Genomic DNA, 16,935 nt, shown 5'->3' on the forward strand with positions numbered 1-16,935 from the left:
TATGCAAACAAGATCACTAATATCAAAGAAATTTTATAAAAAGCGTAATGGTAAATGACTATATTTTCATCAATCTAGTCGGTTTATCTATATATGTATTCGTAGTGGGTTTAGCTTTTTTATCAACACGTTATATTATTAATTTTTATCTAAACTAATAAATTTTATCAACAAAAATTTTTATATATTTAATAATCTGTGCTAACATTTCAAAAATTTATTTAAGGAGAGCAGATGAAAAAAATTTTACTTTTAGGAGCTGTTTGTTGTATGTTGTCAGCTGATGTTAAAACCGTTAATATAAGCCCAGATGAGATCAAAAAATATGATCAGATTATTGATATTAGAACTCCATCTGAGTGGCAAGAGACTGGCGTTATCGCAGGTGCAAAGACTATAACTTTTAATCCAAATGATAAGAGTGCATTTTTAGAGGAGCTTTCAAAGGCAGTCGATATCAAAAAACCTATTGCTCTTGTTTGCAGAAGTGGCAGAAGAAGCACAGCAGCAGCCGCAGCAATAGATAGCTCAGATCTTAAGATAATAAATTTAGATGGAGGTATGAGCAGTTTGATCGAGCAAGGCTACAAAACTACACCATATAAAAAATAGAAAAATTTATGATTCTACGTTTGACTACAAGATAATTTTATTTTGTAGTCAAATTTTATATCAAATAATAAAATTTATTATTTGATTAACCACCGATTAACTCTAGCTATATATAATTTCATCATATTTACAATAAAGAAGGAGACAAAATGTCAAAAGTTATTTTACAATTAAATGTTATTCAGGCTGATGCAAATGCACTTTATATTAAATTTCACGATCTTCACTGGAATGTAAAAGGTATTCAATTTTTTAGCGTTCATGAATACACAGAAAAAGCTTACGAAGATATGAGTGAGATATTTGACGATGCAGCTGAGAGAGCTCTTATGCTTGGTGGCAGACCTATCGTCAAGGCTGAGGAGCTAGCAAAAGTTACTCATATCAAACACGAGCCAAAAGAAATTTACACTCCAACTGAGGTTTTAGAGATTGTCTTGGCTGATTATAAACACCTTTTGGGTGAGTTTAAAAAGCTTGACGAGCTTGCAGAAGGTGATACAACAACTCAAATGTATGCACAAGATCAAATCGCAAAATTTGAAAAAGCGATCTGGATGCTAAACGCAACACTTAGCAAATAACTACTAGCGGGAGTTTTCCCGCTCTACCTAAATAAATTCTACTTTTTGGCGATATTGATTTTATAAATTCTAAGGAGCCAAAATGAAGATTTCTCAAATTGCAAACTCATACGATAATTTAGGTCTAAAAGAAAATGTAAAATCAGAAATTTCACTTCATAAAGATGAAAAGGATATCTCTAAAAAAGAGTCTGAAATTACAAATTTAACAGCCAAAGATATTTCAAATAGCTACTTTTTGCAGTATCAAAAAGAGATCGTTAAAAGCAGTAGTTCAAATTTATTAGCTCAAGGTGGCTTAAGCTTTAATGCGCCTAAAAATTTATCAGAAATTTTATCAGGCCTTGATCTTACAAATATCGGCTATAATGGTAAATCTTTAAACGAGCTAACTAGTGACGAGGCAAATGATCTTATTAGCGAGAATGGATTTTTTGGTATCGTAAATACGGCTGATAGGATAGCTAGCTTTGTGCTAAATGGTGCAGGCGATGACGTGGAAAAACTAAAAGCTGGTAGAGAGGGTGTGGCAAAGGGTTTTGAGGATGCGAAGAAAATTTGGGGAGGTGAGCTTCCTGAAATTTCTCAAAAGACTATCGAAAAGACTCTTGAGACACTTGATAAAAAGATCGCCGAGTTTGGCGGTAACGTTTTAAATGTTTCAGCTTAACTATCTTAAGCAGGCTCGCCTAAGATAAATTTATATGATTGTGCATATAAATTTAGATACGAGCCTTTAATTTCCCGCAAAATTTATTTAATCTTAAAAGTTATACTTCGCCGTTTTACACTAAGGAGAAGAGATGAAAGCTAAAATTTTACTTCCACTGGCAACTGCTATCATGTTTTTGGGTTGCTCATTTTTTGAGGACAATCCACCAGTGCGAAAACAGCCAAGACAGGTCATGCAAAATACACCAGTGAAAAGCTCGATCAAAGGTTTTATAAAAGAGGTTACTTATAAAGATTCAAAATACTGCTATGAAATAGTGGCGAGCGATACAAAAAACCACAAACTCAATAAAGCAAATTTTTGTGCAAATAGATACTATTATGATAAAGGCGACTTAGTCTATGCAACATTTTATGCAGATAAACTTATAGATATGCTTCTTATAAAAGAGGGCGGCTCTAGTGGCTTATATAATGGTATAAAAAAGCCACAAAATGAAGTGATTATTAAAAGAAAAAATGTAAAAACAAATATCGAAGTACCAAAAGAGGAAAAAATTTCTTTTTAATTACCGTTGATTTACTGCTTGCTTATATAATTTCAACAGCAATCAAAACTAGAACTCCTTTTAAGGGGCAAAGCAACAGCCCCTTTTTCTTTTTACTCATTTTAATTTTTATCCTTGGTTTGTTTAAAATTATCAATTTTTATCTATTTTTGATTAATTACGGTAAACGATCGGTAACTGAAATTAAAAATTTTAAGCTTCATGTTAAATTTTATTGATTATAATCGTCGGCACAAAACCTTAAAAGGAGAAAAAATGAAACTAACAAAAATTAGTTTAGCCACTTTGGTTGCTTTAGGTGCATTTTCAAGCGTAGCAAGTGCTACTCCACTTGAAGAAGCTATAAAAAATGTAGATCTTTCAGGATTTGCAAGATATAGATATACAAATGATAAAAAACACGGTGAGTTTTCTAATACAAAATCAGAGTCTGGCTCATTAGCTGGTCATCAATTTAAAGCAGTAGCAAATTTTAAAGCTGCAATTGATGATAACTTCTTTGGCGTTATTGGTTTAAGATATAACGCTACTGATAATTCTGGTGATAATACTCAAGGAGATCAAGGCTCTAGAGGCACTGGTACAGATAAAACTAATACAACTGATCCATTTAAAGTTCATCAGTTCTATCTTGGCTATAAAGCTGGAAACACTACTATAACAGCTGGTAAACAAGAGATTGGCTCGTTCTTTACAGATGATGCTATCGCTACTGGTGTAAGAGTAGTAAATGAAGATATTGAAGGACTAACACTTACTGCTTTAGCTTTTGATGCAATTGAGGGTGATAGTGTTGAGAGTGATGGAGATCTATATGTAAATACTGGTTACTTAAATATTTATGATGTTGGTAATCTATATGCTGCTGGTATCGCTGGTTCATATGATCCTATTAATTTCCAACTATGGTATGCTAGCCTAACAAATCTAGCTGATCTACTTGCAGCTGATGTTTCAGCAAATTTTGCTATTAATGATGATGTTAGCTTAGGTGGTAGAGTTAACTATATAAATACTACTGTAGATAAAAGTGCAAAAGCACATCTTTCTAAAGGTATAGATGAATCTAATGGCGTTGCAAACTATAATGATGGTAACTTCTATGCTGGCGAACTTACAGCTTCATTATTCGGCTTTGATTTAAGAGCTGGTTATATGGGTTGGAAAGTTGATAATAAAGGTGTAACATCATTTGCTCTTGAAGATAAAGGTAGTCTAATAGATGTTGGTGAGCTTACACTTGATCCAACTTGGGCTGATGGAAAAGCAAACCTAGTATATGGAACAGCTGGATATACATTTGATAAATTTACAGTTGGTGTTGATTACATAAAAGGCCACATTAAACACGCTGCAGCTCCTGGCAAAAATGGCAAAGAAAAAGTTGAAGAGGTTACCCCAAGATTTGCATATGAATATAGCAAAAAGCTAACATTTAGCTCATACTATGCATTCAAAACTTCAAAATTTGCTGATGAGGCTAAAAACAAAGAAGATCAATTCAGATTTGAGGCTAAATACTCATTCTAATCGTAGCTCATTAATCAACTTATGATATAATCCCGGGTCGGAGTAATCTGATCCGGGATTTTTAAATTTAGAGCAAAATTTCAAGGAAAATTATGAAAAGTATTAAAATTTCTTTTTTGGCGTGTTTTTTGGTGGCAAATGCCTTTGCAGCTTCACAAGTCTACTATATAGAAGCTCGTGGTGAGTTTGGTAAAGAACTTGCTGAAATGGCAAAAAAGCAGGCTAATGATAGAAATGAAAAAGTAAATGTCTATGTTGATGAAGATCCAAGACGCTATAAAGATAATAGAATTTTAAAATTAGGCGTTGATAGAAAGGGTAGATATAGTGTTTCTTTAGGTAAGGAGCTTTATGAAAAGCAATGTGCTAGCTGTCATGGCGAGAATGCTGATAAAAGGCCATTTGGTTCAACACCTCTAAAAAATATGGATGCTAAAGATATTGAAGATAGTATCATCTCTTATAGAAGTGACTCAAGTTTTGGTGGAAGTGGCAAAAATGTAATGCAAAATCAAGCTAAAATTCTTTCAAATAATGATCTTGGTGCGATTCTTGCCTATCTAAAAGGTAAAGATGCATTTGCTGAACAAGACACAAATGAGAACAAGCCGGTCTCTACTCAAACAAAGCAAGGCAGTTATTTAAGATAAGTTTCACTTTGATAGCTTTGTCATAATATAAATAAAAGGAAGCAGATGTTAAATCCAAAATCATTATTTTTAAGTATGGGCTCAGCTATCGTTTTGATGATAATCTTTGCCATAGCTAGCGGAGCTGCCACAATAATAGAAAGTAAAACTAGCACAGAAGCTGCATGGTACTATGTTTATGGTGCCAGCTGGTTTGCGCTAATTCAACTACTTCTTGGTATAAATTTGACCTATAATATCTTTAGATACAACTTAATCGATCCCAAAAAACTTCCTTCGCTTATCTTTCACCTTGGTTTTATCGTTATCTTAATCGGTGCTGGAATAACAAGATATCTTGGCTTTGAGGCTGATATGCATATAAGAGAGAAAACTCAGTCAAATATCGTTACGACAAAAATATCCTATTTAAATTTAACCGCATTAAACGATAATGGAGAAGAGATAAACGCTGCTTTGCCGTTAGGACTTTCTGATGCAAAAAAAGGTTTTGATCTAAAGCTAAAAATAGCAGATAATGAAGCTAATTTAAAATTTAAAGAATTTGTGCCAAATGCAAGTTATAAGTTTGTGGATGATAAAAATGGGCAACCAGTAGTGGAATTTGTGGTTTCAAACGAGAGTGAAAGTGAAGAAATTTTCTTATTAGAAGAGGAGGAGGCAAGGGTTGCAGATATTAGTTTTATCTTTAATGCTAAGCCAGACGAAAGCAAAAAATATGTGCTTTTTAAATTAGTGGATGGAAATTTTACAGTTACTTCAAATACTGATCTTTCAAAATTTACAATGAGTGATAGCTCAAAAACCGAGTTAAAAGCTGGTAGCGTAAATGAATTTGGCATGGGTAGTCTTTATACTATTTCAAATATAAATTTTGCTCCAAGATTAGTTTCAGCTCATGCCTCAAGGAAGCTAGTTAGCACAAAAGATAGCGAATTTAACGCCTTGATAGCTGAATTAAATTATAAAGGCGAGAGTAAAGAGATGCATATTTTTTATAACCTAACAGAGCCTTCACGCTTAGCTGTGGCTGGACAAAAATTTAACGCTTCATGGGGTGCGCAGCAAGTTAAACTTCCGTTTAGCTTATACTTAAAAGACTTTGAGCTTAAAAGATATCCTGGCTCAAATTCGCCTATGAGCTATTCAAGTGAAGTTATTGTAAAAGATGATACAAACTTGTCGGGGCTTGACTATAAAATTTATATGAATCACGTGCTTGACTATGATGGCTATAGATTTTTCCAAAGTTCATACGATACAGATGAAAAAGGAACCATTCTCTCTGTAAATAAAGATCCAGGCAAGATACCAACTTACATCGGCTACTTTTTACTTGGACTTGGCTTTGTGCTAAATGTTATAAATCCTGGTAGCCGTTTTAGAAAACTAGCTAAGTTAATAGACAATGAATCAACAAAGGGCGATAAAAAGTTTGTTGCTCTTATTGCCATTATACTTTTAAGTTTAAATTTTAGCTCATTAAAGGCTGAAGACTTTTTGCCTAATATCAGCAAAGAGCACACACAAAAGCTTTCTAGGCTTATTGTGCAAAGCTCAGATGGTAGAATGAAGCCATTTGACACTCTTAGCAAAGAAATTTTAAATAAAATACATAGAAGCGAGAGTATAAATAGCCTAAACTCGAATCAAGCCATGCTTTCAATAATGGTAACGCCTGATTTTTGGCGAAGTGAAAAAATTATCTCACTTGGACAAAGTAAGGAGCTAAAAAAAGAGCTTGGCATAGATGAAAATGCAAAGTATGCAAGTTTTAATGATTTTTTTAGAGCCACAAAAGATGGCGGAAGTGAATATAAACTCACAAAATTTGCCGAAATTGCTAATCGTAAGCATCCTGGATCACGCAATACATTTGATAAAGACGTAATCAAGATCGACGAGAGATTGAATGTTTTTTATATGATATTTATTGGTGAAATTTTTAAAATTTTTCCAAAGCAAGATGACCCATCAAACTCTTGGTATTCGCCTGCTAGTGCAATGATGTATTTTCCGCCTAAAGAGGCTGATCTAGTCATTAATATGATGAGAGAGTATTTTGCAGCAGTTGATGCGGCAACAAAAGATAATGATTGGAGCAAGGCTGATGCTGCACTTGATAAAATTTCAGCCTATCAGCAAAAGTATGGCTCTGCTGTAATGCCAAGTGAAGAAAAGATAAATATAGAAATTTTGTTTAATAAAATTCAAATTTTTGAGCGATTGACGCCGGTTTATCTTTTGGCTGGCCTTGCGCTTTTATTTTTTGTTTTTGTCAAAATGCTAGCCCCAAAGGTCCAGATAAATGGCATTGTAAGAGTTGTATACATAATAAATTTGCTGGCTTTTCTTGCTCATACTGTTGGGCTTGGGCTTCGTTGGTACATTGCTGAGCATGCGCCTTGGAGTAACGCTTATGAATCGATGGTCTATATCGCTTGGGCTCTAGGATTTTCTGGTATCGTCTTTGCAAAACGTAGCCCTATCGCTCTTGCTCTTACGTCTATATTGACTGGTGTTACATTGTTTGTTGCGCACCTTAGCTGGATGGATCCGCAGATCACTACACTTGTGCCAGTGCTTCAAAGCTACTGGCTAACAATACACGTTTCTGTTATTACTGCAAGTTATGGATTTTTAGGGCTTTGCGCGTTACTTGGTGGCTTTACTCTATTGCTTATCATTTTGCAAAATAAGAAAAAGCCAAATCCAGAAATTTCTCGCAATATCCTCGAAGCCACCCGTATAAATGAGATGGCTATGATACTAGGACTTAGTTTGCTTACTCTTGGAAATTTCCTGGGCGGTGTTTGGGCGAACGAGAGTTGGGGCAGATATTGGGGCTGGGACAGCAAGGAGACTTGGGCATTAGTTTCGATACTTGTTTATGCCGCAGTTCTTCATATAAGATTTATTCCAAAACTAAATAACCAGTATGCATTTGCGGTGGCTTCATTCTTTGCTTATTGGTCGATTATTATGACTTATTTTGGCGTAAATTTTTATTTAGCTGGCATGCACTCGTATGCAGCTGGCGATCCATTACCAGTACCTGATTTTGTCTGGATTAGTATTGTAATAATGGTGCTTATGAGTGTTTTAGCATTTACAAAGCGATCACTTTGCTCAAGGCTTTAGATGCTAATAAAAGGTCTAATAGTTTTCTTTATTGTATTGCTATTAATTGCAATTTGCGCGTTAATCTATCTACTTTTAAGAAATAGAGATTATAGTGTTGAAATAAAGGAGCTTGCATTAGAAAAAGAAGAGATAACGATCGAAAAGCTTGAAAAGCTTGCGGGTGATAATAGTTTAAGTAAAAACGAGCTTTTCGAACTTATTCAAATTTTTGTAGGAAATTTTAGTATACCAGCCAAAAATAACCAAATCATGCCAAAAGAGGCAAATAACTATATAAATTTCATAATTTTAATCTGCTCTCATAAAAATTCTGATGCAAAGCTCATTAGTTTTTTAGACAAAGAGGCTAAAAAGAAAAATCCAAGCTACATTGTCGAAATAGAAGAGAGTGAAAAAATCGGCATAGAAAATCGCAAAAATCGTAGATAAATTTATTTAAAAAAAGTGTAGTTAAAATATCTTAAAATTAAGTTTGGTATAAAATGAGTTCTTATGATTTTGATTCTATGTACGTGATATTTCTTATGTTATTTTCAATCGTATTGCCTATATTTTTGATAATCCCAGCAGGTAGATATAGCATAAAGGTTTATGCGAGTAAATTTGATCTAATCGGACTTCATCTAATTTTTCCAATCATTATATTGCCTGCTTTGGTAGGTACTTTTATTTTTGTTTGCAGCTTTTTAAATATTTCAGATTATGCTGGTTTAAGCTTTGTGTTCTATGCTTTTTTGATTCTAATGATAGCTTATATAATTTATGGTTTTTATGCTTGTATCAAATATAATCACGGCTTTTTTCATTGCATTGTAGCGCTTTTTTTAAGATTTAATTATGTTACCCCGCTTATTTATCTAATCTTTTTAGGCGGAAAGAACTACAAAGATGACAAAGAGATAACTTCTAAAAATATGAGAGACTTAAATCTTTTCGATCAGTTTAGTTTCTCTATTTATAATTTAATTGCTATTAGAAACTAAAAGTATTTTAAGAGCATTAAAGGTTTTGCGATTAGAGAAAACGCCAAAAAGTAAGAGAAATTTTTATATTTAGCTTTTGCTTGGTTTTTAGGTCTTTTTTATTTTTAAAATTTTAGTCCAAAGCAGGCTTTTGTTTTGTGTTATCGTTTTTAAGCTTATCTTTTTTGGCTTCAAACTCAGCTATTACATTTGCATCAGGAAATAAATATCCATCTTCAACCATCAGATCAACTGCTTTTTTAAACATAGGCAACGCACTTTGAGCGCCGAAGTAGTAGTAAGGTCTTTTAGGATCCCTTGCTAAAACGCCTATTGTGTAGCTATTGCCTCTTGTATCATTTACAAAGCCAAAAAATGAGCCATTGTAGGTATTGCTGTATCCACCACTACCTGAGGCAATGTGTGCAGTTCCAGTCTTGCCACCTATCTCAAGCCCTGGCGTAAAGGCTTTTAGTCCAGTACCTTTCTCAACCGTTTTTATTAAAATTCTCTTCATTATCTTTGCGGTTTCTTGTGATATAACTTGAGCTGGCTCGGACTTTGGCAAATCGTATCTTTTCCCATTTCTTTCTAAGTAGGCAACCATGTGAGGAGTAACTTCAATGCCTTTATTGTTAAATGTATTATAGGCTTTTAAAAGCTGCATAAATGTAGCTTGCAAGCCGTATCCGTAGCTCACAGTCGCCTTATATGTCGATGAATTTAGCTTTGTAACTGTTGGCATCATACCTACTTGCTCGTAAGGTAGGTCTATGCCGGTCTTTCTTGAAAAGCCAAAATTTAAAAGTCCTTGGTAAATTTGTGGCCCATTTAAACGCTCAACAAGCTGAATCATGCCGATGTTTGAACTGTGCACGATTATATCTTCAGCGCTCATAAAAGGCTCTGGATGGGTATCTTTGATTATCCTTTTGCCAAGTTGGTATCGGCCATTATAGGTATTTACAAGCTCGAATGGATTTACTTTCTTCTCTTGAAGTAAGATAGAAAATATAAATGGTTTAAAAACTGAGCCAACTTCATAAGCATATTCGCTAACGGTCGAGTTTAGAGCGCTATAATCTTGCTTTCTTATATTTGAAGGATCATACCTTGAGCTAGAAGCTAGGGCTAAAATTTCTCCATTTTTGCTATTCATTATGCATATAACTAACTCTTTTGCATCTAGAAATTCACGCTTTTCATCTAAAATTTGCTCTAGTTTGGTTTGAAATTTAAGCGGTATAGAAAGCACCGCATTGTAGCCATCTACTCTTGTTGCTAAATTTGAGTCACTTGTTAAAATGATATTATTTCCAATATCGCGAGGCCCTAAAATTTTTGCATTTTGTATAGGAGCTAAATAATCTTCATAATATCTCTCAAGACCTTTTACGCCTTTACTTTTTGTAAGTGCGTCACTTTCAGTTTTGCTCACGTAGCCAATAGCTGGCGTAAGAGCATCTTTTGACATAAATTTACGATTTTGTCCGCTCTCCATTACTCTCATGCCCTGAAATGAAGCAAGGCCTGTTTTTGGATCAAGGTATGAAACCAAAATGCTCTTACGATTTAGCTTTCTTGAGAGCTCTTGAAGGTATGTAGCACCCTTTGCATCAATACTATATGAGAGTGTAACGATACCTTTTGTGTCATTTATAATCTTTCTTACTTTGTTTGGATCGTCGCCGCTGTAAAGCGAATATAGTTTGATAAACATCTCTTTTTTATTAGGATCAATATTTCTAGTGTCAAGCATTACTTTGTAGAGTTTTTGACTTGAAGAGATGCTAAAGCCATCTTTTGTGATTATATTACCACGAATTGCTGTGTTTATATCGCTTGTTTGAAGTCTAGGAAGCTTTCGCTCGATACTTGCTCTATAAAATATGACAAGCACAAATATTGAAATTCCAAAAGTAATTAATAAAAAAAGTATGGTTATTTTTGATTTTCTGGAATTCATTAATGACTTAAATTTGTGTTCTAGAAATTTCTTTATAAGCGCTTAGTGCTTTGTTACGAATTTCTAGCATAAGCTTCATGCTGGTCTCTGCTTTACCTATCGCAATAGCAGCTTGGTGAAGATCTTTTACCTCGCCAGTTGCAAGATCAGCTATGGCTTTATCAGCGTTTATTTGAACCTTGTTTAGCTCTTTTAAAGAGTCGTTTAGAGCATTCTCAAAGCCGCCTTCTTCGCCTGCTTTTGCTATTTTATTTGAATTTTCATTTTTATTTATTTTGTCTAAATTTATACTATTTATCATTATGCTTGTCCTGAAATAAGTGATATCGCACTTTGTGCTATTGTTTTTGCATTTTGAAAGGCTGCCACGTTTGCTTGATATGCCCTTGTTGCTTCAAGTAGGTCAGACATCTCAATGACTGGATTTATATTTGGAAATGCGACGTAGCCATTTGCATTTGCGTCTGGATGGTTTGGATCATATTTTAGCTGAAAGTCCTTGTCATCACGCACCACTTTATCTACGATCACGCTAGTTAGGGTAGGGTGAGCGTTTCTTGGTGAGCTTGGATCGTCAAGTGGATTTTCATACTCGAGTAGACTTTGTGAGCTTTTAAGTTGATCGTTTAAAATTTTATCAAAGTTCATCTCTTTAAAGATCACCTCTTGCCTTCTATATGGTCCGCCTTCAGCCGTTCTTGTAGTTTGAGCATTTGCTATGTTTGAGCTGATGACATTCATTCTGAAACGTTGTGCGCTTAGTCCGTATCCACTAATATCAAAATCATTTAAGTATGACATCATCTCTCCTAGTTCTTAGCACTTGCGTCTATTACGCTTTTAAAGATATTACTTTGAGCCTTGTAGGCGTTATCAAGGGCGTTTATCATAACTGTATTTTTGCCCATTTCTGTTGTTTCCACGTCAAGGTCGACTGTATTTGCGTCATTTCTAGCCATATGACCATCACGCAAGAAAATTTGAGCTGTGTCGCTTTTTGGAAAATCAACTGCAGCCATATGCGCTTCGTTTGTCTTAGCAAGTTGTAGTTTTTTTTGGCTTGAAGTGTTATAAATTTCATTTGCTTTTTCTTTTAAAACATCTTCAAATCTTATATCTCTAGCTTTATAAAATGGTGTATCAACGTTTGCAAGATTGCCAGAGATTAGTTTTTGGCGTAGTTCTCTGCCTGCAAGAGCTGATTCAACAAGTGGGCTAGATTTTGATTTATCTAAAACAAACATTTAAAATCCTTATGAAATTTCACATTTTTATAAGCAAATGATGTTCCAAATATAGGGCAAATTTATTTTGTCTCATAAATTTTTGCCAGATCTTCTTTCATTTTTGTGACTTTTATACCACCAAGATAGTATTTTATCCCGTATTGTCCGCTATCTACGTCTGTTAAAATTTGATATTCGCCATTTTTTATCACTACTTTAAAAGGTAGTGCGATCTCATGTTTATATTCGATGTCTCTTACGATCTGCTCGGCAAGTCTGTCATTTATCTTTTGATCGTTTGTTATGAAGTAGTAGGCGTTAAAGTTTTGCATAAATTCGTGCAAAACATACTCATTTGTGACATTTTCAAAATGAGTTAGTCCAATTAGTGTAAATTTATCTTTGTTTTCAAGCTGGTATTTTGTAAGCTCAGCTGCCTCTTTTTGACAAGGCGGGCAAAATGTGCCAAAAATGTCGATCATTAAAACCTTATTTTCATCATTTTTGATAGCAAAGCCGTGATCTTTTCTAACTAAAGTGAGCTCCTTGCCGCTCACATCTACGAGCTTAACCTCTTCATTTGGACTAAATTCTTTAAAATTTACACTACTGCTCTCATCTTCTCCACAGCCAAAAAAAGCAAATAAAGCGATTATTAAAACAAGTAAATTTTTCATCTTATCCCTTAAACGTATCTTTTTATGGCAGCTCTTGCCTCTTTGTCTGCCTCACGTCTTTTTAAAGTCTCGCGCTTGTCGTGTAAATTTTTACCTTTTGCAAGAGCTAGCCTTGCTTTTACGATGTTTTTATCGCTTAGATAAAGTGCCAAAGCAACTAATGCTAGTCCATCTTGCGAGACTTGACCGAAAATTTTATCAATCTGCTTTCTATGCATCAAAAGTTTTCTGGCTGCTCGCTCATTTGGACGAAATGCGCTATGTGTGGTCTCAAGATAGCTAATATGGGCGTTTAATAAAAAAAGCTCACCCTTTATGACACGCACAAAGCTATCTTTTAAATTTGCTCTGCCAGCCCTTAGAGCCTTGACTTCGCTGCCTTTTAAAACGATGCCAGCCTCGAAGGTTTCAAGTATGCTAAAGTCATGCAAAGCTTTCTTGTTTTTTGCTAGATCTTTTATCAAAGTTTTACCTTTTATTTTACGCTAAATACGCTACTGCCGCTACCACTTAGAAATTTATCTTTAAACTCATTCATCTGTGGATAGAGATTGAAACATGGGGCAAAAAGATCATTTAGCTCCTCGTTTTTATAAATTTCAAGTAGCTCTTTGCTCTTTAAATTTTGCATCTTTTTTGCAGCATTAACGTCTATGTATTGTAAGAAATTGCTTCTAAATTCTTGATAAACCATCGGTGTGGAGCAAAAAACATTTGGCGTGAAGATATTTAAATTTGGCACTTCATCGTCAAATTCTTCTATGATCTCGCCTATGCCGCTTACATTTGCTGCTTTGTAGCCACTTACAAAAAAGGCCACATCTGCGCCGATTTTGGAGGCTATTTGCATCAAATTTTTGCGTTTTATATTTAAATTTAGCTCATCATTTACCATTAGCAAAAAGGTAGCGGCGTTTGAACTACCTCCGCCAAGACCCGCACCAATTGGGATATTTTTGTTGATGATGATTTTATGGGAGCTAAAAAACTCGTCAAGCTCGTTTGAAAAGCCAGCTTTTTTTAGCTCATCTATCGCTTTTTGAATAATATTGTCTTTTATATCGCGGTTGTTACATTCTATGGCAAATGAATCTGACTTTTTAAAATAGATTTCGTCAAAAAGCTGCTCACAGAGTATAAAGCGAGATAAAATTTCGTGGTAGTTGCCTCTAGTGCCAACTATCTTTAAAAATATATTTATCTTTGCGAAGCTTTTCATTTCTCGATTTTTTTAGCTAGCTCGTGAATATCGGCTTCGCTTGCAGTTTTTGTTGCATGTATATTTTCATTTTTGATATCATTTGCTAGTTCGCTTCTTAGTATCATTGTATTTCGTGGCGCTTCGATACCGAGTTTAACAGTATTTTTTGAAATATTTACTATGACAACTTTTATGTCATTTCCTATTAAAATTTCTTCATTTTCTTTTCTTGCTAGGATTAACATTTTTCAACCTTATTTAGAGTGTAATTTATAGTATCATCCGTGATTTGGATTACGCTCATAAATTTATCATAATTTAGCAAATAAATTCCTTGCTTTTGTGTTTCAAAATCGTTAATTTTTAATTTCTTACCATCAAGAATATCGTTTATATCCCCAAGATATGTATTTTTCTGAATGTTTAAAAAATCACAAATATTCAAAAATTTTTCATTTTCGTAGCTAAATTTGCCTTCACTTATCCTTTTTAATGAGCTTAAAGTTACATTATAACCAAGCTTTTTTCCAAAAATTTCTGCATACGAACGGATATAACTTCCTTCGCTTACGCTTAGACGGATAGTTAAAAATGGGTGCGAATAGTTTAAAATTTGGCTATCAAAAATTTCCATAGTTTCTGTCTTTAGCTCAAATTTTTCGCCGTTTCTAGCCAGCTTATAGGCTCTTGTGCCATTTACGTGCTTGGCGCTAAATTTTGGCGGGATATAGCTTATCTTGCCAGTCAGCTCGCCTCTTATGGCTTCTAGTTTTTCTAAATTTAGCTCTTTTACATTTGAAATTTCAGTGATATTTTCATTATCCATGCTTGGACTGCTAGCCCCAAGCCAGATCGTAGCTTCATAGACTTTTGGACTTTTGTCTAAAAATCTAAAAAATTTCGTATATGAACCAAAGGCAACGATGAGACAGCCGCTAGCAAATGGATCAAGTGTGCCTGAAAATCCAGCCTTTTTAACGCCGTATTTTCTCTTTAGTCGCCCTAAAAAGTGGTTTGAGCTCATGCCAGCTGGCTTGTTTGCTACGAAGATGCCGTTCATACGGCCTTTTCCACGAAGCTTGACATGATCTCTCTTACATTACCACCAAAATTTATAGTTAGCTTAAACTCTTTTTTGATTTTGCTAACCGCACTCACCCTGCCGATACCAAAAATTTTATGTTTAACAAGGTCGCCTTTTTTAAATTCATTACTCTTTTCGATGACTAGCGAGCCATGCGTTATGCCACTTTCGCTTAAAAATCTACTCTTATTTAGCCTTGTGCGCTGACCTTTGTAAAAGCGCGAATTTGCAAAGCTTAGGCTAAGTGTCCTTTTGGCTCTTGTTATCGCCACGTAAGCGAGCCTGCGCTCCTCTTCGATGTCGCTACCATCGCCAATGAGCGGGAAAAATCCCTCTTCAAGGCCGATCACAAAAAGATGCTCAAACTCAAGCCCCTTGCTCGCATGCACGCTCATAATGCTAATAGCCTCGTCGCTGATGCCATCTTGCTCGCTTGTTAGTGTGATCTCGTTTAGAAATTCCTCCAGATCAAAGCTTGGATTTTGCTTGATCTGATCTTTTAAAACAGCGTAAAACTCGTCGATGTTCGCCGCTCTTTCAGCGCCATCTGGTAGGCTCTCGTAGTATTTTTTCACGCCAAATTTAGCTTCAAATTTATCTATTAGGTCAAAAACTGAGCTGCTTTCTTGAAGCTCTTTTAGGTTGTTTGCAAACTCAACAAGAGCTGATTTTACCTTTTTACTAAAGGCTTCGTCGTTATCAGAGATGTTTGAGATCGCCTCGTAAATGGAAATTTTGCCATCAAATGCCATTTTTTCAAGCTTATCAAGACTCACTTTGCCAAGCCCACGCTTTGGGCGATTTATGATGCGCCTTATTGAAAAATCATCGTTTGGATTATTTATAAGCCTTAGGTAGCTTATGATATCTTTGATCTCGGCTCTTTCGTAAAATTTAACTCCGCCGACCATTTTATAGGCGATCTGCTCTTTGTTTAGCCCATCTTCAAGCGAGCGAGAGAGCGCGTTTATGCGGTATAAGATCGCAATATCTTTTGCCTGCACACCTTTGCTTAAAAGCTCTTTTATGCATTTTGCGATCTTACCAGCCTCAACGCTCTCATCAAAGCTCTCTATCAAATTTACAGCTTCACCTTCGCCTTTTGTGCCCACAAGCTTCTTACCAAGGCGGTTGCGGTTGTGATCAATTAGCTCGTTTGCGGCTTTTAGTATCGCCTCGCTCGAGCGGTAGTTTTTCTCAAGTCTGATGATCTTTACATCTTTAAACTGATCTTTAAAATTTAAGATATTATCGATCTTTGCACCGCGCCAGCCGTAGATACTTTGGTCATCATCGCCCACGACACAGATGTTTTCATGGCATAGACAGAGCTTTTTTAGCAGTTTATACTGAAGGTCGTTTGTGTCCTGATACTCATCGACCATTATGTATTTGTATCGGTTTGAAATTTCTCTAGCAAGCTCTTCGTTTTCGTCTAAAATTTTATAAGTAAGCCCCAATAAATCGTCAAAATCAACAAGATTATTTGTCCTTAAATAGTCTTCATATTTTTCATAAATTTGAGCAGCTTGTTTGTAAAAGTTATCCTTGCTCTTATCAAATGAAGAGAAATTTGCATTTTTATAGACCTCTTCGACGCTTAAAAGTGAGTTTTTGTAGTTTGAAATTTCACTTGATAAAATCGCCGTGGCAACTGGACTTTCAAAGCTTTTGATGATGCGTTTTTTATCATCTGTGTCGATTATGACGAAGTTATTTTTTCTGCCAAGCTTTTCAATGTAAAGCTTTAAAAACAAAAGCCCGAATTTATGAAAAGTGCAAAGTAGCGGCGAATAGTTTTTGCCGCTTTGGCTTAGCATCGCCATGGCTCTACTACGCATCTCGTTGGCGGCTTTGTTTGTAAAAGTAAGAGTTAGTGTATTTGCCGCATCTATACCGACCTCGCCGATGAGGTAGGCAAGCCTAGTTGTGATGGTCTTTGTCTTGCCGCTGCCAGCTCCTGCAAGTATGAGCATCGGACCATCTATATGAGTAGCTGCTTCACGCTGGGCTTCGTTTAAATTTGATAGTAATTTTTCCATTTTTTGCTTTTTAATT

19 protein-coding genes are annotated in these 16,935 nt (G+C 35.1%); 9 read left to right on the forward strand and 10 right to left on the reverse strand.

What is annotated here, in order from left to right:
• Window positions 1-234 precede the first annotated feature (234 nt).
• From F3G69_RS05375 to F3G69_RS05415, 9 genes are all read left to right on the forward strand, one after another.
• Complete coding sequence (locus F3G69_RS05375) at window positions 235-612, forward strand: rhodanese-like domain-containing protein (protein ID WP_021090898.1); 378 nt, start codon at window positions 235-237, stop codon at window positions 610-612.
• 149 nt (window positions 613-761) lie between these two features.
• On the forward strand, window positions 762-1,196 hold the full coding sequence (locus F3G69_RS05380; protein ID WP_021090517.1) for a Dps family protein: 435 nt from the start codon (window positions 762-764) through the stop codon (window positions 1,194-1,196).
• Window positions 1,197-1,278: 82 nt separating this feature from the next.
• Entirely contained in the window at window positions 1,279-1,866 is a 588-nt protein-coding gene (locus F3G69_RS05385; protein ID WP_103600637.1) for a hydrogenase-4 component G, read from the forward strand.
• Between the two features lie 133 nt (window positions 1,867-1,999).
• On the forward strand, window positions 2,000-2,437 hold the full coding sequence (locus F3G69_RS05390; protein ID WP_087576844.1) for a hypothetical protein: 438 nt from the start codon (window positions 2,000-2,002) through the stop codon (window positions 2,435-2,437).
• 255 nt (window positions 2,438-2,692) lie between these two features.
• A complete protein-coding gene (locus tag F3G69_RS05395; RefSeq protein WP_107695331.1) occupies window positions 2,693-3,967 on the forward strand; it encodes a major outer membrane protein in 1,275 nt (424 codons plus the stop codon).
• A 92-nt stretch (window positions 3,968-4,059) separates the two neighbouring features.
• Window positions 4,060-4,617, forward strand: a complete 558-nt coding sequence (locus tag F3G69_RS05400; protein WP_087578611.1) for a c-type cytochrome — start codon at window positions 4,060-4,062, stop codon at window positions 4,615-4,617.
• Between the two features lie 45 nt (window positions 4,618-4,662).
• Window positions 4,663-7,758 (forward strand): cytochrome c biogenesis protein CcsA, encoded by a 3,096-nt coding sequence (locus F3G69_RS05405; protein ID WP_149714624.1) that lies wholly within the window; start codon window positions 4,663-4,665, stop codon window positions 7,756-7,758.
• Window positions 7,759-8,190 (forward strand): fatty-acid--CoA ligase, encoded by a 432-nt coding sequence (locus F3G69_RS05410; protein ID WP_103600868.1) that lies wholly within the window; start codon window positions 7,759-7,761, stop codon window positions 8,188-8,190.
• Window positions 8,191-8,243: 53 nt separating this feature from the next.
• Window positions 8,244-8,744 (forward strand): hypothetical protein, encoded by a 501-nt coding sequence (locus F3G69_RS05415; protein ID WP_223155881.1) that lies wholly within the window; start codon window positions 8,244-8,246, stop codon window positions 8,742-8,744.
• A 112-nt stretch (window positions 8,745-8,856) separates the two neighbouring features.
• Here the strand turns inward: F3G69_RS05415 and F3G69_RS05420 are convergent, their stop codons facing one another.
• From F3G69_RS05420 to F3G69_RS05465, 10 genes are all read right to left on the reverse strand, one after another.
• Window positions 8,857-10,689: a peptidoglycan D,D-transpeptidase FtsI family protein gene (locus F3G69_RS05420; protein WP_103600869.1), complete on the reverse strand. Its 1,833-nt coding sequence runs from the start codon at window positions 10,687-10,689 to the stop codon at window positions 8,857-8,859.
• 7 nt (window positions 10,690-10,696) lie between these two features.
• On the reverse strand, window positions 10,697-10,990 hold the full coding sequence (gene fliE, locus F3G69_RS05425; RefSeq protein ID WP_021090507.1) for a flagellar hook-basal body complex protein FliE: 294 nt from the start codon (window positions 10,988-10,990) through the stop codon (window positions 10,697-10,699).
• Window positions 10,990-11,490, reverse strand: coding sequence for a flagellar basal body rod protein FlgC (gene flgC, locus F3G69_RS05430; protein ID WP_103600870.1), 501 nt, complete (start codon window positions 11,488-11,490; stop codon window positions 10,990-10,992). Before flgC ends, fliE begins: the two co-directional genes overlap by 1 nt.
• 8 nt (window positions 11,491-11,498) lie before the next feature.
• Window positions 11,499-11,933 carry a flagellar basal body rod protein FlgB gene (flgB, locus tag F3G69_RS05435; RefSeq protein WP_054196421.1) on the reverse strand — a complete coding sequence of 145 codons (435 nt, stop codon included), beginning with the start codon at window positions 11,931-11,933 and terminating at the stop codon, window positions 11,499-11,501.
• Window positions 11,934-11,995: 62 nt separating this feature from the next.
• Window positions 11,996-12,592, reverse strand: a complete 597-nt coding sequence (locus tag F3G69_RS05440; protein ID WP_149714625.1) for a thioredoxin domain-containing protein — start codon at window positions 12,590-12,592, stop codon at window positions 11,996-11,998.
• An 8-nt stretch (window positions 12,593-12,600) separates the two neighbouring features.
• On the reverse strand, window positions 12,601-13,053 hold the full coding sequence (smpB, locus tag F3G69_RS05445) for an SsrA-binding protein SmpB (RefSeq protein WP_103600887.1): 453 nt from the start codon (window positions 13,051-13,053) through the stop codon (window positions 12,601-12,603).
• 14 nt (window positions 13,054-13,067) lie between these two features.
• Window positions 13,068-13,811 carry a 4-(cytidine 5'-diphospho)-2-C-methyl-D-erythritol kinase gene (locus F3G69_RS05450; RefSeq protein ID WP_149714626.1) on the reverse strand — a complete coding sequence of 248 codons (744 nt, stop codon included), beginning with the start codon at window positions 13,809-13,811 and terminating at the stop codon, window positions 13,068-13,070.
• Entirely contained in the window at window positions 13,808-14,038 is a 231-nt protein-coding gene (gene csrA / locus F3G69_RS05455; protein ID WP_021090864.1) for a carbon storage regulator CsrA, read from the reverse strand. The genes F3G69_RS05450 and csrA overlap by 4 nt, the downstream gene beginning before the upstream one ends.
• A complete protein-coding gene (truB, locus tag F3G69_RS05460; protein WP_103600873.1) occupies window positions 14,032-14,853 on the reverse strand; it encodes a tRNA pseudouridine(55) synthase TruB in 822 nt (273 codons plus the stop codon). Before truB ends, csrA begins: the two co-directional genes overlap by 7 nt.
• Window positions 14,850-16,919, reverse strand: a complete 2,070-nt coding sequence (locus tag F3G69_RS05465; RefSeq protein ID WP_103600888.1) for an ATP-dependent helicase — start codon at window positions 16,917-16,919, stop codon at window positions 14,850-14,852. Before F3G69_RS05465 ends, truB begins: the two co-directional genes overlap by 4 nt.
• Window positions 16,920-16,935: the final 16 nt, after the last annotated feature.

Source organism: Campylobacter concisus (genome assembly GCF_902460625.1).
Taxonomy (GTDB): Bacteria; Campylobacterota; Campylobacteria; order Campylobacterales; family Campylobacteraceae; genus Campylobacter_A; species Campylobacter_A concisus_AD.

Coding starts and splice junctions, on each gene's coding strand:
- F3G69_RS05375 (WP_021090898.1), top strand. CDS start 235: ATGAAAAAAATTTTACTTTTAGGAGCTGTTTGTTGTATGTTGTCAGCT.
- F3G69_RS05380 (WP_021090517.1), top strand. CDS start 762: ATGTCAAAAGTTATTTTACAATTAAATGTTATTCAGGCTGATGCAAAT.
- F3G69_RS05385 (WP_103600637.1), top strand. CDS start 1,279: ATGAAGATTTCTCAAATTGCAAACTCATACGATAATTTAGGTCTAAAA.
- F3G69_RS05390 (WP_087576844.1), top strand. CDS start 2,000: ATGAAAGCTAAAATTTTACTTCCACTGGCAACTGCTATCATGTTTTTG.
- F3G69_RS05395 (WP_107695331.1), top strand. CDS start 2,693: ATGAAACTAACAAAAATTAGTTTAGCCACTTTGGTTGCTTTAGGTGCA.
- F3G69_RS05400 (WP_087578611.1), top strand. CDS start 4,060: ATGAAAAGTATTAAAATTTCTTTTTTGGCGTGTTTTTTGGTGGCAAAT.
- F3G69_RS05405 (WP_149714624.1), top strand. CDS start 4,663: ATGTTAAATCCAAAATCATTATTTTTAAGTATGGGCTCAGCTATCGTT.
- F3G69_RS05410 (WP_103600868.1), top strand. CDS start 7,759: ATGCTAATAAAAGGTCTAATAGTTTTCTTTATTGTATTGCTATTAATT.
- F3G69_RS05415 (WP_223155881.1), top strand. CDS start 8,244: ATGAGTTCTTATGATTTTGATTCTATGTACGTGATATTTCTTATGTTA.
- F3G69_RS05420 (WP_103600869.1), bottom strand. CDS start 10,689: ATGAATTCCAGAAAATCAAAAATAACCATACTTTTTTTATTAATTACT.
- fliE (WP_021090507.1), bottom strand. CDS start 10,990: ATGATAAATAGTATAAATTTAGACAAAATAAATAAAAATGAAAATTCA.
- flgC (WP_103600870.1), bottom strand. CDS start 11,490: ATGTCATACTTAAATGATTTTGATATTAGTGGATACGGACTAAGCGCA.
- flgB (WP_054196421.1), bottom strand. CDS start 11,933: ATGTTTGTTTTAGATAAATCAAAATCTAGCCCACTTGTTGAATCAGCT.
- F3G69_RS05440 (WP_149714625.1), bottom strand. CDS start 12,592: ATGAAAAATTTACTTGTTTTAATAATCGCTTTATTTGCTTTTTTTGGC.
- F3G69_RS05450 (WP_149714626.1), bottom strand. CDS start 13,811: ATGAAAAGCTTCGCAAAGATAAATATATTTTTAAAGATAGTTGGCACT.
- csrA (WP_021090864.1), bottom strand. CDS start 14,038: ATGTTAATCCTAGCAAGAAAAGAAAATGAAGAAATTTTAATAGGAAAT.
- truB (WP_103600873.1), bottom strand. CDS start 14,853: ATGAACGGCATCTTCGTAGCAAACAAGCCAGCTGGCATGAGCTCAAAC.
- F3G69_RS05465 (WP_103600888.1), bottom strand. CDS start 16,919: ATGGAAAAATTACTATCAAATTTAAACGAAGCCCAGCGTGAAGCAGCT.